The organism is Aeromicrobium alkaliterrae (assembly GCF_039529015.1).
GTDB lineage: Bacteria > Actinomycetota > Actinomycetes > Propionibacteriales > Nocardioidaceae > Aeromicrobium > Aeromicrobium alkaliterrae.
Map to the genome: position 1 here is coordinate 344,639 of NZ_BAAAME010000004.1, position 16,062 is coordinate 360,700.

Sequence of the window (16,062 nt, forward strand, 5' to 3'; positions counted from 1 at the left end):
CGCCCGCCCGGACGCGGAGCCGCGCGGGCGCGAGGACGGGCCCGAGGACTTGCCCCGGCCCGGCCCCGACGACCCGCGCGATCCCGCCATCAGCTCAGAGCGACAGACGCGGGAAGGCCGACGCGCCGGCGTAGCTGGCGGCCGAGCCGAGCAGCTCCTCGATGCGCAGCAGCTGGTTGTACTTGGCCACGCGGTCCGACCGGGCCGGGGCGCCGGTCTTGATCTGGCCGCAGTTCGTCGCGACCGCGAGGTCGGCGATCGTCGTGTCCTCGGTCTCGCCCGAGCGGTGGCTCATCATGTTGGTGAACCCGGCACGGTGGGCGAGCTCGACGGCGTCGAGGGTCTCGCTGAGCGAACCGATCTGGTTGACCTTGACGAGCATCGAGTTGGCCGCGCGCTCGGTGATGCCGCGCGACAGGCGCTCCACGTTGGTGACGAACAGGTCGTCGCCGACGAGCTGGACCTGGTCGCCGAGGTCGGCGGTCAGGCCGATCCAGCCGGCCCAGTCCTCCTCGTCGAGCGGGTCCTCGATCGAGACGATCGGGTAGGCGGCGACGAGCTCGGCGTAGTAGGCCGACATCTCCTCGGCGCTCTTGGTCGCACCCTCGAAGGTGTACGAGCCGTCGGCGTAGAGCTCGGTGGCGGCGACGTCGAGCGCCAGCGCGATGTCGGTGCCGAGCTTCAGACCCGTCTTCTCGACGGCCTTCGCGATCAGGTCGAGCGCGGCGCGGTTCGACGACAGGTCGGGCGCGAAGCCGCCCTCGTCGCCGAGGCCCGTCGACAGGCCGTCGGACTTCAGGACGCCCTTCAGCGCGTGGTAGACCTCGGCGCCCTGGCGCAGGGCCTCGGCGAAGGTCGGGGCGCCGATCGGCGCGATCATGAACTCCTGGATGTCGACGTTCGAGTCGGCGTGGGCGCCACCGTTGAGGATGTTCATCATCGGCACGGGCAGGACGTGCGCGTTGGGCCCGCCGACGTAGCGGAACAGAGGCAGGCCGGCCGACTCGGCGGCCGCGTGGGCCGTCGCGAGCGAGATGCCGAGGATCGCGTTGGCGCCGAACGTGGCCTTGTTGGGCGTGCCGTCGAGGTCGCGCAGGGCGTTGTCGATCGCGCGCTGGTCGTCGGCGTCGAAGCCCTCGATGGCCTCGCCGAGCTCGCCGTTGACGGCGGCGACGGCCTTGAGGACGCCCTTGCCGACGTAGCGGTCGCCACCGTCACGCAGCTCGACGGCCTCGAACTGGCCGGTCGAGGCGCCTGACGGGACCGCGGCACGGCCGATGCTGCCGTCGTCGAGGGCCACCTCGACCTCCACGGTGGGGTTGCCGCGCGAGTCGAGGATCTCGCGTGCTCCGACGGCTTCGATGCTGGCCATGGGTCTCCTCAGAGAAGGGGTGTGACGTGCGGGGTCCAGCCTAGGGCCCCGAGGTTCCCGGGCCGGAGAGGCTCGACCGTCCGTGAGAGGACGAACCCCCTTCGAGGCTCGTACCTCGCACCTCAGGGGGCGGAGGGTCGACCGCGCCCTACGAGCAGCCTCGACGGGTGCACGTCAGCCACCGATAGGGGTGTCCGGGAGGGCGCGGACGGTGCGGCGCAGGGCCTCCTCGGCGTCGACGCCCTGGGCACGGGCCTCGGCCACGAGGGCCAGGAGGCGTGATCCGAGGTCGGCACCCGTCACCCCCAGCTCTGACAGCGGGGCGTCGCCCAGGCGCTTCAGCACCTTGTCGGCGTAGGCCAGGGCGGGCAGGGTCGCCGGGATGCCGTCGTGGACCGACGCCGCTCCCCCGCGCTCGGCCTTCTCCTGCGCCTTGACGGCCTGCCACGCCGCATCGATCTCGTCGGGCGTGCGGGCCTCGCCGTCGCCGAAGACGTGCGGGTTGCGGCGACGCAGCTTGTCGGCGATGCCGCGCGCGACGTCGTCGACGTCGAACCGCTCGTCACCGGCCTCCTCGGCGATGCGCGCGTGGAACACGACCTGCATCAGGAGGTCGCCCAGCTCGTCGCGCAGCGCGGTCCGGTCGCCGGAGTCGAGCGCCTCGAGCACCTCGTGCGTCTCCTCCAGCACGTACCGCGCCAGCGTCTCGTGGGTCTGCTCCGCGGTCCAGGCGCACTCGCGGCGCAGCCGGTCCATGACCTCGACCAGCTCGAGCAGTGCGTGCCCCTGCGGCGGCTCGCTCACGGCACGAGGCGGTACGCGCCGTCGGAGGCCGAGGTCGCCATCGAGGCGTAGGCCCGCAGCGCGGCCGAGACCGGGCGCACGCGGTCGACCGGGGTGTACGGCTTCTCCCGCGCCTCCTGCGCCTCGCGGCGACGCTCGAGCTCGGCGTCGTCGACGACGAGCGAGATCGAGCGGTTCGGGATGTCGATCGCGATCTCGTCGCCGGTCTCGACCAGCGCGATGAGGCCGCCCGACGCGGCCTCCGGCGAGACGTGCCCGATCGACAGACCCGACGTGCCGCCGGAGAAGCGACCGTCGGTGATCAGCGCGCACGCCTGCCCCAGGCCGCGGCCCTTCAGGAACGAGGTCGGGTAGAGCATCTCCTGCATGCCGGGGCCACCCTTGGGGCCCTCGTAACGGATCACGACGACGTCACCCGCCACGACCTCCTTGTTGAGGATGCCGGAGACCGCGTCGTCCTGGGACTCGTAGACCCGGGCCGATCCGGTGAAGGTCCAGACCTCCTCGGGGACGCCGGCGGTCTTGACGACGCAGCCGTCCGGGGCGATGTTGCCCGCGAGGATCGCCAGCCCGCCGTCGGCGGTGTAGGCGTGCTCGAGGTCGCGGATGCATCCCTCGGCGGCGTCGGTGTCGAGCGTCGACCAGCGGTTCTCGGTCGAGAACGCCTCGGTCGTGCGCACCCCGCCGGGCGCCGCGTGGAACAGCTCGAGCGCCTGCTGCGTGGCGGTGCCGCTGCGGATGTCCCAGGCGCCGAGCCACGTGTCGAGGTTCTCGGAGTGGATCGAGTGCACGTCCCGGCGCAGCAGACCGGCGCGGTCGAGCTCGCCCATGAGGGCCGGGATGCCACCAGCGCGGTGGACGTCCTCCATGTGGAACTTCTGGCTGTTCGGGGCCACCTTCGACAGGCACGGGACCCGGCGGCTGATGGCGTCGATGTCGGCGACCTGGAAGTCGAGCTCGGCCTCCCGGGCCGCGGCCAGCAGGTGCAGGATCGTGTTGGTCGAGCCGCCCATCGCGACGTCGAGCGCCACGGCGTTGTCGAACGCCGCGCGCGAGGCGATGTTGCGGGGCAGGACGGACTCGTCGTCCTTGCCGTAGTAGCGGTTCGCGAGGTCGACGGCGACGCGGCCGGCCTCCAGGAACAGGTCCTTGCGGGCGGCGTGCGTGGCCAGCGTCGAACCGTTGCCCGGCAGCGCCAGGCCGATCGCCTCGGTCAGGCAGTTCATCGAGTTCGCCGTGAACATGCCCGAGCAGGAGCCGCACGTGGGGCACGCGGCCTTCTCGATCTCGGAGAGCCGCTCGTCGCTGACGTCGTCGTTCGAGGCCGCGATCATCGCGTCGATCAGGTCGAGCTTCTCGTGCACCACGCCGTCGACGGCCACCGTCTTGCCGGCCTCCATCGGCCCGCCGGAGACGAAGACCGTGGGGATGTTGAGGCGCAGGGCCGCCAGCAGCATGCCGGGCGTGATCTTGTCGCAGTTCGAGATGCAGACCAGCACGTCGGCGCAGTGCGCGTTGACCATGTACTCGACCGCGTCGGCGATGAGCTCGCGGCTGGGCAGCGAGTACAGCATGCCGCTGTGACCCATCGCGATGCCGTCGTCGACCGCGATCGTGTTGAACTCGCGGCCCACGCCACCGGCCTCGGCGATCGAGCCGGCGACGAGCTGGCCCATGTCCTTCAGGTGGACGTGGCCGGGGACGAACTGGGTGAAGCTGTTCGCGATCGCGACGATCGGCTTGCCGAAGTCGTCGTCGGTCATGCCGGTGGCCCGCCACAGGGAGCGAGCGCCGGCCATCATGCGTCCGTGGGTGGACGTGCGGGAGCGCAGTTCTGGCATGCCCACATTCTCCACCCGCCCCCTGGGCGGTGAGATTGAGGCCGTTCCTCCCCTTGGGCGGTGAGCTGGCGTCCGTTTCTTCTGCCGCAACGGACGCCTGGTCACCGCCCGACGGCGGGTCAGAGGGCCTGGCCGCCGGAGGCCTCGATGCGCTGGCCCGTGACCCAGCCGGCGCTCTCGGACGCGATCGCGCGGACGGCCCCACCGATGTCGTCGGGCTCGCCGATCCGGCCGAAGGCGACGAGGCCGGAGATCATCGCGCGGTAGTCCTCGTCGTCGCGGATGACACCGCCCGCGAAGTCGGTCGCCGTGGCGCCAGGCGCGAGGACGTTGACCGTGATCGCGCGGGCGCCGAGCGCCTTCGCGGCGTACTTCGTGTACACCTCGATCGCGCCCTTCGCCGAGGCGTAGGCGGAGTAGGCCGGGTTCGCGACGAACCGGGTCAGGCCGGTCGAGACGAACACGATGCGTCCCCCGTCCGCGACGGACGGAGCGAGCAGCTCGGTCAGCAGGATCGGGCCCTTGACGTGCACGGCCAGGAGCTCGTCGAGGACCTCCTCGGTCATCTCGCCGAACGGGGTCCAGCCGGCGTACCCCGCGTTGTTGACCAGGACGTCGAAGGTCTCGCGGCCGAAGACGTCCTGCAGGGTCGCGGCGAGCGTCTCGGCGAAGGCGGCGAACGAGCCGGGCACCGTGGTGTCGAGCTGCAGCGCTGCGGCGCGACGGCCGAGCGCCTCGACCTCGCCGACCACGGCGGTCGCCTCGTCGGCGTTGCCGCGGTAGGTCAGGACGACGTCGGTGCCGTCGGCGGCCAGGGCGAGCGCGGCGGCGCGGCCGAGGCCCCGGTTGCCGCCGGTGATGAGGGCAGTGCGAGAGGAGGGGCGCGTCATGGGAGTTCCTTCCGATCGATGTGCCTCCAGCCTGCGACCGCCGATCTGGCCGCACCAGGCACGCCTCATCCCTGGATCGCGGATCCCTGGATGCGCGCGGGTCGGCGGGGGAGAATGGGGGAATGGACCGCGAACAGCTCGCCGACTTCCTGCGGACGCGCCGCGAGGCGCTGCAGCCGGAGGACGTCGGCACCGTCCGTGGCGCGCGACGCCGCACCGCGGGGCTGCGTCGCGAGGAGGTGGCTGCCCTGGCCGGCATGTCGACCGACTACTACAGCCGGCTCGAGCAGCGGCGCGGCCCGCAGCCGTCGACCCAGATCGTCGGCGCGCTCGCCCGGGCCCTGCGGCTCGACCTGCCCGAGCGCGACCACCTGTTCCGCCTCGCCGGGCACGCGGCTCCCGCGCGCCTTCCCACGAGCGACCACGTCGCGCCCGGCGTGCAGCGGATCCTCGATCGGCTCACGGACACACCTGCCCAGGTCGTCACCTCGACCGGCGAGACCCTGGTGCAGAACCCGATGGCGGTCGCGCTGCTCGGCGACCAGACGTCGTTCACCGGGCTCGCGCGCTCGACGGTCTACCGCTGGTACACCGATCCGGCGAGCCGCGACGTCTACCCCGCCGCCGACCACCCGCTCCGCGGGGGAATCTTCACGGCGGAGCTGCGGTCGGCCGCGGCGACCGCGGGCCCACGCTCGCGGGCGGCGGAGATCGTGGCGGCGCTGACGCGTGAGAGCGCGGAGTTCCGCGAGGTCTGGGCGCAGCACGACGTCGACGAGAAGCACACCCAGACCAAGCGTTTCGTGCACCGCGAGATCGGGCCGCTGGAGCTCGAGTGCGAGTCGCTGCTCGACACCGAGACGGGCCAGCGGCTGCTGGTGTTCACCGCACGCCCCGGCTCCGAGGACGCCGAGAAGCTCGCCCTCCTCGGCGTGGTCGGCACCCAGCGCCTCACCACCCCCTGACCCCCGGCGGGCGGTGAGCTAGTCGCCTATCCGCACCCCGAGCGGTGAGACAGTCGCCTTTCAGCCGTCTCGGGAGGCGACTAGCTCACCGCGCACCACGGCGATGGGCGACTAGCTCACCGCCCCACGGGTGGGTGGGGTCAGGCGGCGAGGGTCTGGATGACCGTGCGGGTCCACTCCAGGAGCTCGCGGCCGGCCAGCGGCTTGCCGCCGACCTGGGCCTCGCGCGGACGCGGGACGAGGACGATGTCGCTCGTGGGCTTGTAGAGGCTCTTGGGGTAGACCCGACGCAGCCGCATCTGGGCCGAGTCGGGCAGCTTGATGCCCGCGAAGCGGATGTTGCTGCCCGCGCTCGTGACCTCGTCGACACCCGCCTCGGCGACCGCGACGCGCAACCGTGCGACCTCGAGCAGCGTCTCGGTGACCTCGGGCGGCTCGCCGTACCGGTCGACGAGCTCGGCCCGCAGCTCGGCGATCTCCTCGACCGAGGCGACGGCCGAGAGCCGCTTGTAGACCTCCAGCCGCAGGCGCTCGCTGGGCACGTAGTCGGTCGGCAGGTGCGCCTCGATGGGCAGCTCGATCTTGACGTCGCGCCGCGCCGGCTCGGTGTCGCCGCGGAACTCCGCGACCGCCTCGCCGACGAGCCGCACGTAGAGGTCGAAACCGACGTCGGCGATGTGACCCGACTGCTCGCCGCCGAGCAGGTTGCCCGCGCCGCGGATCTCGAGGTCCTTCATCGCCACGGCCATGCCGCCGCCCAGCTCGGAGTGCTGCGCGATGGTCGCGAGACGGTCGTGCGCGGTCTCGGTCAACGGCTTGTCGGGCGGGTAGAGGAAGTAGGCGTACGCCCGCTCGCTGCCTCGACCCACGCGGCCGCGCAGCTGGTGCAGCTGCGACAAGCCGAGCACGTCGGCACGCTCGATGATCATCGTGTTCGCGTTCGACACGTCGAGGCCGGACTCCACGATCGTGGTGCACACCAGCACGTCGTAGCGCTTCTCCCAGAAGTCGACCATGACCTGCTCGAGCTCGGTCTCGCTCATCTGGCCGTGCGCCCCGGCGACGCGCACCTCCGGCACGAGCTCCTTGATGCGCGCGACGGCCTTGTCGATGCTCTGCACCCGGTTGTGGATGAAGAACGCCTGGCCCTCGCGCAGCAGCTCGCGTCGGATCGCGGCGACGACCTGCTGGTCCTCGTAGGCACCGACGAAGCTCAGCACGGGGTGACGCTCCTCGGGCGGCGTCGCGATGGTCGACATCTCGCGGATGCCCGTGATCGCCATCTCGAGCGTGCGCGGGATCGGCGTCGCCGACATCGACAGCACGTCGACCGCCGCGCGGAGGTGCTTCAGCGCCTCCTTGTGCTCGACGCCGAAGCGCTGCTCCTCGTCGACGATGACGAGGCCGAGGTCCTTGATGTGCACGCCCGGCTGCAGGAGCCGGTGGGTGCCGATGACCATGTCGATCGTGCCGTCGGCCAGACCGGCCATGGTCTCCTTCGACTCCTTGTCGCTCTGGAACCGCGACAGGGGCCGGATCGTGACGGGGAACTGGCCGAAGCGCTCGGCGAACGTGGCGTGGTGCTGCTGCACCAGCAGGGTCGTCGGGACGAGCAGGATGACCTGCTTGCCGTCCTGGATCGCCTTGAACGCCGCACGCACCGCGATCTCGGTCTTGCCGTAGCCGACGTCGCCGCACACCAGGCGGTCCATCGGCACGGTCCGCTCCATGTCGCGCTTGACGTCGGTGATCGTGACCAGCTGGTCGGGCGTCTCGACGTGCGCGAAGGAGTCCTCGAGCTCGCGCTGCCAGGGGGTGTCGGGTCCGAAGGCGTGGCCCTTGGTCGACTGCCGGGCCGCGTAGAGCTTGATGAGCTCGCCGGCGATCTGACGGACGGCCTTGCGGGCCTTGGCCTTGCGGTTGGTCCAGTCGGCCCCGCCCATCTTGTCGAGCGTGGGGTTCTCACCGCCGACGTAACGACTGACCTGGTCGAGCTGGTCCATCGGGACGAACAGCCGGTCGCCCGGTTGGCCGCGCTTGCCGGGCGCGTACTCGATCAGCAGGTACTCGCGGGCGGCGCCCTGCACGACCCGGTTCACGAGCTCGACGTAGCGGCCGACGCCGTGCTGCTCGTGCACGACCGGGTCGCCGGGCTTGAGCTCGAGCGGGTCGACCTGCTTGCGCCGGCGGGCGGGCATCGAGCGCGTGGACCGCTCGGCGGCGCGCTGGCCGACGAGGTCGTCGTGCGTGAGGACGGCGAGGCCGAGGGGGCGCGCGACGAAGCCGTGGGCGAGCTCGGCGCACAGCACGCGGACCACACCGGTCGCGGGCTCGTCGCCGCCCTCGGTGATGTCGGCGCCCGCGAGGTCGACCTCGGCGAGCCACTCCAGCGTGCGCTGCACCTGGCCGTGGCCCGGCACGACCAGCAGGACCTCGAGGTCGTCGGCGAGCCACCCGCGGATCGTGGTGGCGGCGGCTGGGAGGTCGCCGCGCAGCGCCGGCGCCTCCTCGACGTCGAGGTCGAAGACCGCGGACGACGCGGCGGTCTCGGCGTCGAGGCCGAACGGCGTGACGCCCCACCAGTCGTGGTCGAGCGAGAGGGTGTGCGCGCGGACGTCGTCGAGCGTGTGGAACGCGGCGGACCGCAGGTCGATGGGCGCCTCGGCACCCGTCGCCGCGGCGGCCCAGGAGGCCTGCAGGAACTCCTCGCTCGTCGCGACGAGGTCGTGGGCGCGGGCCCGGACCCGCTCGGGGTCGCACAGCAGCACCGCAGCACCGGCGGGCAGCAGGTCGACCAGCAGCTCCATCTCGTCGACCAGCACGGGGGCCAGCGACTCCATGCCCTCGACCGCGTGGCCCTCACCGACCTTGGTGAGCAGCTCGGCGAGCGACGGGTGGGCGGCGGCGAGCTGGCGGGCCCGCTCGCGCACCTGGTCGGTCAGCAGCAGCTCGCGGCACGGCGGGGCCCAGACCCGGGTGACGGCCTCGAGCGAGCGCTGGTCGGCGACCGAGAACTGGCGCAGCTCCTCGACCGTGTCCCCGAAGAACTCGATGCGGACCGGGTGGTCCTCGGTGGGCGGGAAGACGTCGACGATGCCGCCACGCACCGCGAACTCGCCCCGGCGCTCGACCAGGTCGACGCGGGCGTAGGCGGCGTCGGCCAGGTCGCGCACGAGCGCGTCGAGCTCGTAGTCGTCGCCGACCGACAGCTCGACGGGACGCAGGTCGGCGAGCCCCCGCACCTGCGGCTGCAGGATCGAGCGGACCGGCGCGACGACGGCCTTCAGGGCCACGCCGCCGGCGTTGGACTCCGGGTGCACGAGTCGGCGCAGCGTCGCCAGGCGTCGTCCGACCGTGTCGGAGCGCGGCGAGAGCCGCTCGTGCGGGAGCGTCTCCCAGGCCGGGAAGGCCGCGACCGCGTCGGCGCCGAGGGTCTCGCCCAGCGCCGCGGCGAGGTCGTCGGCCTCGCGTGCGGTGGCGGTGACCACCAGGACGGGGCCGTCACGACCCGCGAGCGCGTGCGCCACGAAGGGACGGATCGACGACGGCCCCCGGACCTCGACCTCGTGCACGCCGTCCGCGCTGTCGGCCAGCGCGGAGGTCAGCCCGGGAAGACCCGTGACACGGTCGGCGAGGGCCCGCAGCGGCAGTGCTGTGGGCTCAGCGGTTGAAGGCACTCTGCGTCTCCACCAGACCTCGGGTGATGAGCGACTCGACGGCGTCGGCCGCCTCCTCGACGTTGATGTCGAGCTCCTTGCGCTCGACCGACGACCACGGCTTGAGCACGAAGTCGTGCACCGTCTGCTGCCCCGGCGGGCGGCCGATGCCCACCCGCACGCGGTGGAAGTCGCCCGTGCCGAGCGAACCCCGCAGCGACTTGAGCCCGTTGTGCCCGTTGTCGCCGCCGCCGAGCTTGACCCGCAGACGACCGAAGTCGATGTCGAGCTCGTCGTGGATCACGACGAACTGCTCGGCCGGCACGTCGAAGAAGCCGCCGAGCGCCTTGAGGGGCCCGCCGCTCTCGTTCATGTACGAGCGCGATCGGCCCAGCACGACGCGCTCGCCGGCGAGGCGACCCTCGACGACGTCGGTGCGGCTCTTGCGGTGCGACGTCCACTTCCCACCCATGCGGGCGGCGAGGACGTCGGTCACCAGGTACCCGACGTTGTGTCGGGTGGTGGCGTACGCCGGGCCCGGGTTGCCGAGCCCGGCGATCAGCCAGGTCACTCCGACTCGGCGTCCCCGGCCTCGGCATCGTCCGAGTCGCCCTCGTCGCCGTTCTCGGCGTCGGGCTCGTCGTGCTCGATGCCGGCCTCGGCCTCGGCCTCCGCGAGCTCCGCGTCGACCTCGGCCGCGGTGGGCGCCGCGGTGACGTTGATGATGAGGAGGTCCTCGTCGACCGCGAGCGTGGAGCCCTTCGGCAGGACGAGGTCCTTGGCGAGCACCTGCGCGCCGACCTCGAGGCCCTCGATGCTCACCTCGATCTCGTTCGGGATCGCGGTGGCGTCGACCTCGACGGAGATCGTGGTGTTCTCGGTGACGACGAGCGCCTCACGCACGGCCTCGCCCGTGACGTTCAGCGGGACGTCGACGGTGACCTTCTCGCCGCGCTTCACGATGAGGAGGTCGACGTGCTCGAGGAAGCCCTTGAGCGGGTCGCGCTGGACCTGCTTGGGGATCGTCAGGTGCTTCTCCGAGCCCAGGTCGATCGTCAGCAGCGCGTTGGAGTTCTTCAGCGCGAGCATCAGGGTGTGGCCCGGGAGGGTCACGTGGACGGGATCGGAGCCGTGGCCGTAGAGCACGGCGGGCACCTTGTCGTCGCGACGGATGCGGCGGGCGGCGCCCTTGCCGAACTCCGTGCGGGTCTCGGCGGGAATCGTGATGTCGGCCACGGGAACTGCTCCTCGAATTGCTGATGCGGGGTTCTGGGGGTGAGCCACGGGCGCGCGACACAGCACTCGTACGAGCGCCCTGTCGATCACGGTCGGTCCTGCCGACCCTCGCCGAGGCAACCTGGCGAGCCTACCGCAGCAGCGCCCGAGCTCGGAAATCCGGCACGGGCGGCTCCCCGTTCCGCCTAGGATGGCGCCATGCCGCTGGGAGCCGACGCCGCTCGGGTCCCGGTATCACCGGGTCGATTGTTCGCGACCCAGACTGCGCTGCTGCTCGCGAGCGTCATCGTCACGGGCCTGACGCTTGGCTCCGACGTGCCGACCTCCGAGCCACGCCTCGTCTTCGGACTGGTGCTCCTCGTGCTCGTCACAGCCTTCGTCGGCCTGGCGACGTGGGACCGACCCTGGGCCCGGTACGTCGTCATCGTCATCCCGCTGTTCGACCTCGTGGCGATCAACCAGCTCCGGGCGGCATCACCGACGAGTGGATTCGGCTTCCTGCTCGTGCTGCCCGTCGCGTGGCTCGCACTGAACGCCGGACGCGTCGGTGCGGCGATCGGGATCGTCGGTGCCACCACCACGGCGTGGGCGCCTCTGCTGCTGGGCGAGCTCGGCTTCAACCCCGGCAACGTCGGCACCCCGTCGGTCGCCTCCACCGCGAGTCTCAACGTGACGGTCCTCGTGGTGGGCGGCGTCATCGCGGTCTCCAGCGAGCGCCAGGCCGCCCAGCGTCGCCTCCTCGCGACCCAGGCCCGACGGTCGGCACAGTCCTACAACCAGGCCCGCCGTGACGAGGGCGTGCTCAACGCCGTGATGGACGCCGTGCCGTTCGGGGTCGTGTCGCTCGATCCAAGCGGCACGTACCGCGGCAGCAACCGAGCGGCCCGCGCGATGGGCCGTCACCTGGGGCTCCCGGTGTCGACGACGCCACACGGCATGCCGATCTACCACCTCGACGGCGTCACGCCCGTCGCCGTCGAGGATCTGCCCTACGCCCGTGGACTCGCCGGCGACGCGATCGACGGCGAGACGTACTGGGTCGGCCACCCGGACGCCGTCCGGGTCGCGGTCGAGGTCAGTGGGCGACTGGTGCTCGACGCCGACGGCGCAATCGACCGGCTCGTGATCGTCTTCCGCGACGTCGGCGGATCGATCGAGGCGGAGGCGGCGCGTGACCAGGCCGTCAGCTCCGTCTCGCACGAGTTCCGCACGCCGCTCAGCTCGATCCTGGGCTACATCGAGCTCGCTGCGGACACGCCGGGGATGCCCGACGAGGCCGCCGAGCACCTCGCGGTCGCCGAGCGGAACACGACCAGGCTGCTGACGCTGGTCAACGACCTGCTCGCTGCGCGGGGCCGGGCACCGCGCACGGCCGTGCCGATGACCCTCGCGGGCTTGGACCTGGCCGAGGTCGTCACGGAGTCGGTGACGGCGCTCCGGCCGCTCGCCACGGACCGGGTCATCGCGATGACCCTGGACGCCCCGGAGTCCCAGGCCCTGCTCGGTGACGCGTTCCGGCTGCGCCAGGTCGTCGACAACCTCGTGACCAACGCGATCAAGTACAACGTCGAGGGCGGATCGGTGACGATCGACCTCACCGGCGACGACACCGCCGTGACCCTGACGATCACCGACACGGGCCACGGCATGTCCGAGCAGGACCACGTCGAGGTCTTCCAGCCCTATCACCGCACGGCGGAGGCGGTGGTCTCGACGGTCCCCGGCTCGGGCCTGGGGCTGGCCATCTCGCGCGAGATCGCCGAACGACACGGCGGCACGATCAGGCTGGAGAGCGCGGAGAGCGGCGGCACGACCGCCGTGCTCGTGCTCCCCCGCGACGCCGGCGGCGCCCGATGAGCCTCGACGCCACGACGGCGCAGCTCACCAGCTCGGCCCTGCTCGCCGCGATCACGGCCCACCTGATGCTGACGACCGTCCTGCAATACGACACGCGAGCCGGCCGGATCATCTCGGTTGCGTACGTCACTGTCACCGGGACCGGCGTGCTGACGGCGTCGCTGGCCGGCGACGGCACCCAGATGGGCCTCGGGGCCGTCGCGGCCGGCGGCATCACGCTCTCGTTCGGCCTGCTGCGATCGGGACTGCGGCTGCAGCAGCTCGGGAGCTCGCCCCAGCTCCCGCTCGCCCTCGGCGCGGCCGCCGTCACCGCTGCCTCGGTCGTGTTCGTGCCCCTGGCCGCGGACCGGCCGGTGCCGCTGGCTCTGTCCGTCGTGTTCTCCGCCGCCTTCGCCGTAGCCGCGGCCACGGACTCGCTGCGCGGACCCGCGGCCGAGCGGCCGTCCGCGCGGGTCCTCCAGGCGGTCATGGCCCTCGTCGCCGCGACGATCGTCGTGATCTCGGTCCTGATCGTGGTCGACACGATCGACTGGGACGGATCGATCGACCTCGCGGTCGCGATCGGGACCACCATCGCGTTCACCCTGGCCGCGCTCTGCGTCACCTCGCTGCGCGCCGAGGACGCGCGCACGACCTGGTGGGGCGACGACGCCCGGGGCGCGATCTCCGACTTCGACGTGGCCGGCGCCGCCGCCTTCCGACGGGACGCGGAGGACCGCATCGGACGGTCGTCGGTCGCCGGCGCCTCGGTCGGGCTGGTCTGGATCGAGATCGACGCCCTGGAGGACCTGGCCGAGGTGTACGGATCGGCGGTCCGTGATCGCGCTGTCGTCCACGTGGGCCGCGTCCTGAGGAGCCACGTACCGCCGTTCGCCCTCCTCGGCCACCTGGGCGGGGGACGGTTCGCGGTGCTGACGACGGCTCGGGCCCGCCGGCCGATCGACCGCGTGGCCGGAGCTGTGCGCACCGGTCTCAGTGAGCGTCCCGACGACCTGCCACTGCTCATCACCTGCCGCATCGGCACCAGTGTCGATCACCCCGGCACGGCGACCCTGGATCGTCTGCTCGCTGCGGCACAGGCCCGTTCCCGCCGGGACACCTACGGCGACCTCGACGCGCCAACCTCCTCCTGAGCAGATCCTGAGCCGAAACTGACGATCGACCGCGGTCCGACCTGAGGTCGCGCTGGTGGACTGTCTCCATGCGACCACGAAGCGCGGGGACGAGGGCAGCACGGTGACCGTTCCCACCGGAGATGCCAGCTGGGCCGTCGACCTGCTCGAGGGCATGGGTGGTCCCGCCACCCGACGCTCCACGATCGGTTGCGTCATCCCGGCCTACAACGAGGAGGACGCGATCGCCGGCGTCCTCGACTCGCTGCTCTCGCAGACGCGCCTGCCGGACGTCGTGCACGTCGTGGTCAACAACACGACTGACGCGACGGCCGAGATCGCCGGCCACTACGCCGGGATGCACGTGCGCGGCGAGGGCCCCGCGATGCAGCGGACCGAGATCTTCGTGCACGACATCGGCGAGAACCCCGACAAGAAGGTCGGAGCGCTCAACTACGGCTTCATGCTCGTCGAGGGCCTCGACTACCTGCTGGGTGTCGACGGGGACACGACCGCCGACCCCCGGGCCGTCGAGATGCTGGTCGGCGAGATCGAGGACGACGACCGGATCGGCGGCATCTCGGCGATCTACAGCATCGACGACACCGACGTCGACGGCTGGTTCGCGAAGTTCCTGATCGCGGGCCAGCGGGCCCAGTTCGCGGCCTTCAACCTGCAGAACCTCCTGCGCGGACGAAACATGGCCGTGCTCGGTGGTCAGTACTCGATCTTCGCGGTCGAGGCCCTGCACAAGGTCATCGAGCAGACCCACCAGCGGTTCCCGTGGGTGCGCGACAGCGAGATCGAGGACTCCCTGCTGTCGCTGCAGATCAAGAGCGCCGGCTACCTGACCAAGATCAGTGCGACCGCTCGCGCCAACGTGGGCGGGATGCCGAACCTGCGCTCCCTGGACGCCCAGCAGGTCAAGTGGAACACCGGAGCGATCGACCTGATGTGGCCCGGCCAGCGTGGCGACACCAAGGGGCAGCCCTTCCACCCCAACCTGCGACTGCGCTGGTTCGAGAACATCTCGATGGTCGTCAACGGCTTCACCCGCCTGGGCTTCATCGTGCTGCTGGTGTGCGCCCTGTCCTTCGACGCGTTCGAGTTCAGCCCCCTGTGGCTCGTGCCGCCGCTCGTCGCGACCTTCCTCAACGCCCGCGTCGCCCTGGCGATGCACGACGCCAACCGCAAGGACTACGTCTTCGCGATGGCGCTCGTGCCGGCCGAGCTCTACATGTGGATCCGGCTCGGCCACTTCTCGCGCTCGTGGGTCAAGTTCGCCAGCAGCTCCCAGACCGACAACTGGGCCCTCCAGGCCCGGGCCGAGAGCGGCGGCGCCAGTCCGACGTACCTCGTGCCGTTCGCGATCGTCACGGTCCTGCTGACCGCCGTCATCGCGGCCTGGTGGCAGCTCCCGGACGACCTGAAGTCCGACACCCTCGTGATCGGGTGGACGACGCTCGGGATCGTCACGATCGCCCAGACCGCCTGGCTCCTGCTGCGGGCCCTGCGCCGCCACCGCGGCTTCCGCGCATGACCCGCCCGACCCCCGCCCTCTCCTCGCTGCAGAACTGGACCACCCACCATGAGTCGACGTCCCCGTCCCGAGCGCCTGATCGCGCGCACCGCCCTCGTCGTCGCCCTGGCCGTCACCGCAACGGCCTGCTCGAACGGGTCACCGTCGGCCGAGCCGTCGCCCGTGCCGACCGAGGCGGCGTCGGCGACGGGTGCGGACGAGCCGACGGGCTCGATGTTCACCGACAACGGGACCTTCACGTCGTCGACCGTGATCGACGGGATCGACTACGTCCTGACGATCTACCCGACCGCGGCGACGCCCTTCACGCACCAGTGGTACCCCGGGGGCGACAAGCTCTTCACGATCTCGATGACTGCCTACGACACCGACCGCGGCGAGCGCGACCCGTTCTCGACCAAGCGCGTCGTGTTCCTCGACCGGGTCTCGGTCACCTCCGTCGCGACCGACGAGAACGGTGACACGGTCGGGACCGAGCCGTACCGGCTCGACGAGCAGGCCTCACGGGTGACGCTGGACCCCGAGCCCCTCGCCGACCCGCTGTACGGGATGGTCATCACCTCGCCCAAGGGCGCCTTCGAGCTGCGCGACCAGGTCATCGGCGACCTCGGCGCCCAGGTCCGCGAGGTCACCTTGTCCTTCCGGGCGACCGTCTGGGCGCAGAACGCCGCGGGGAGCGCTCAGGTCAACCGCCAGGAGATCACCGCCGAGATCCCGATCGTGATCTACGCGTCCGACAAGGACACGACGACCGTCGAGGACCCGACCACCGACCGTTGACGGTGCGGG

The 16,062-nt window shown here is 71.6% G+C and carries 12 protein-coding genes; 5 read left to right on the top strand and 7 right to left on the bottom strand.

Annotated elements, in window-relative coordinates:
- Nucleotides 1-94: 94 nt before the first annotated feature.
- The 4 genes from eno to ABD127_RS09705 form a co-directional block, all read right to left on the bottom strand.
- A complete protein-coding gene (gene eno, locus ABD127_RS09690) occupies nucleotides 95-1,372 on the bottom strand; it encodes a phosphopyruvate hydratase (protein WP_344200558.1) in 1,278 nt (425 codons plus the stop codon).
- A 174-nt stretch (nucleotides 1,373-1,546) separates the two neighbouring features.
- A complete protein-coding gene (locus ABD127_RS09695) occupies nucleotides 1,547-2,176 on the bottom strand; it encodes a nucleoside triphosphate pyrophosphohydrolase (RefSeq protein ID WP_344200561.1) in 630 nt (209 codons plus the stop codon).
- Nucleotides 2,173-4,017, bottom strand: coding sequence for a dihydroxy-acid dehydratase (ilvD, locus tag ABD127_RS09700; RefSeq protein ID WP_344200563.1), 1,845 nt, complete (start codon nucleotides 4,015-4,017; stop codon nucleotides 2,173-2,175). The genes ABD127_RS09695 and ilvD overlap by 4 nt, the downstream gene beginning before the upstream one ends.
- A 119-nt stretch (nucleotides 4,018-4,136) precedes the next feature.
- A complete protein-coding gene (locus tag ABD127_RS09705; RefSeq protein WP_344200566.1) occupies nucleotides 4,137-4,907 on the bottom strand; it encodes an SDR family NAD(P)-dependent oxidoreductase in 771 nt (256 codons plus the stop codon).
- A gap of 122 nt (nucleotides 4,908-5,029) precedes the next feature.
- Here ABD127_RS09705 and ABD127_RS09710 point away from each other — a divergent pair, with 122 nt between their 5' ends.
- Nucleotides 5,030-5,872 (top strand): helix-turn-helix transcriptional regulator, encoded by an 843-nt coding sequence (locus ABD127_RS09710; RefSeq protein WP_344200569.1) that lies wholly within the window; start codon nucleotides 5,030-5,032, stop codon nucleotides 5,870-5,872.
- A gap of 140 nt (nucleotides 5,873-6,012) precedes the next feature.
- On the opposite strand, the gene mfd is transcribed toward ABD127_RS09710, so the two are convergent.
- The 3 genes from mfd to ABD127_RS09725 are packed head-to-tail and all read right to left on the bottom strand — an operon-like array spanning nucleotide 6,013 to nucleotide 10,764.
- Nucleotides 6,013-9,549: a transcription-repair coupling factor gene (gene mfd, locus ABD127_RS09715; RefSeq protein WP_425545807.1), complete on the bottom strand. Its 3,537-nt coding sequence runs from the start codon at nucleotides 9,547-9,549 to the stop codon at nucleotides 6,013-6,015.
- Nucleotides 9,533-10,099, bottom strand: a complete 567-nt coding sequence (pth, locus tag ABD127_RS09720; RefSeq protein ID WP_344200572.1) for an aminoacyl-tRNA hydrolase — start codon at nucleotides 10,097-10,099, stop codon at nucleotides 9,533-9,535. The genes mfd and pth overlap by 17 nt, the downstream gene beginning before the upstream one ends.
- The gene (locus ABD127_RS09725) at nucleotides 10,096-10,764 is read right to left on the bottom strand and encodes a 50S ribosomal protein L25/general stress protein Ctc (protein WP_344200574.1); all 669 of its coding nucleotides are present in this window, start codon (nucleotides 10,762-10,764) and stop codon (nucleotides 10,096-10,098) included. Before ABD127_RS09725 ends, pth begins: the two co-directional genes overlap by 4 nt.
- 198 nt (nucleotides 10,765-10,962) lie before the next feature.
- Between ABD127_RS09725 and ABD127_RS09730 the strand changes: the two genes are divergently transcribed.
- The 4 genes from ABD127_RS09730 to ABD127_RS09745 all read left to right on the top strand — a co-directional run bounded on the left by ABD127_RS09730 (nucleotide 10,963) and on the right by ABD127_RS09745 (nucleotide 16,053).
- Nucleotides 10,963-12,621, top strand: a complete 1,659-nt coding sequence (locus ABD127_RS09730) for a sensor histidine kinase (RefSeq protein ID WP_344200577.1) — start codon at nucleotides 10,963-10,965, stop codon at nucleotides 12,619-12,621.
- Complete coding sequence (locus ABD127_RS09735; protein ID WP_344200580.1) at nucleotides 12,618-13,754, top strand: sensor domain-containing diguanylate cyclase; 1,137 nt, start codon at nucleotides 12,618-12,620, stop codon at nucleotides 13,752-13,754. Before ABD127_RS09730 ends, ABD127_RS09735 begins: the two co-directional genes overlap by 4 nt.
- 103 nt (nucleotides 13,755-13,857) lie before the next feature.
- A complete protein-coding gene (locus ABD127_RS09740) occupies nucleotides 13,858-15,273 on the top strand; it encodes a glycosyltransferase family 2 protein (RefSeq protein ID WP_344200583.1) in 1,416 nt (471 codons plus the stop codon).
- A gap of 48 nt (nucleotides 15,274-15,321) precedes the next feature.
- On the top strand, nucleotides 15,322-16,053 hold the full coding sequence (locus ABD127_RS09745) for a hypothetical protein (protein WP_344200585.1): 732 nt from the start codon (nucleotides 15,322-15,324) through the stop codon (nucleotides 16,051-16,053).
- The last annotated feature ends 9 nt before the right edge of the window (nucleotides 16,054-16,062 follow it).

What these genes read in the sequence shown, in the direction of transcription:
- eno (WP_344200558.1), bottom strand. Translation starts at nt 1,372, where the DNA reads ATGGCCAGCATCGAAGCCGTCGGAGCACGCGAGATCCTCGACTCGCGC.
- ilvD (WP_344200563.1), bottom strand. Translation starts at nt 4,017, where the DNA reads ATGCCAGAACTGCGCTCCCGCACGTCCACCCACGGACGCATGATGGCC.
- ABD127_RS09705 (WP_344200566.1), bottom strand. Translation starts at nt 4,907, where the DNA reads ATGACGCGCCCCTCCTCTCGCACTGCCCTCATCACCGGCGGCAACCGG.
- ABD127_RS09710 (WP_344200569.1), top strand. Translation starts at nt 5,030, where the DNA reads ATGGACCGCGAACAGCTCGCCGACTTCCTGCGGACGCGCCGCGAGGCG.
- ABD127_RS09730 (WP_344200577.1), top strand. Translation starts at nt 10,963, where the DNA reads ATGCCGCTGGGAGCCGACGCCGCTCGGGTCCCGGTATCACCGGGTCGA.
- ABD127_RS09735 (WP_344200580.1), top strand. Translation starts at nt 12,618, where the DNA reads ATGAGCCTCGACGCCACGACGGCGCAGCTCACCAGCTCGGCCCTGCTC.
- ABD127_RS09745 (WP_344200585.1), top strand. Translation starts at nt 15,322, where the DNA reads ATGAGTCGACGTCCCCGTCCCGAGCGCCTGATCGCGCGCACCGCCCTC.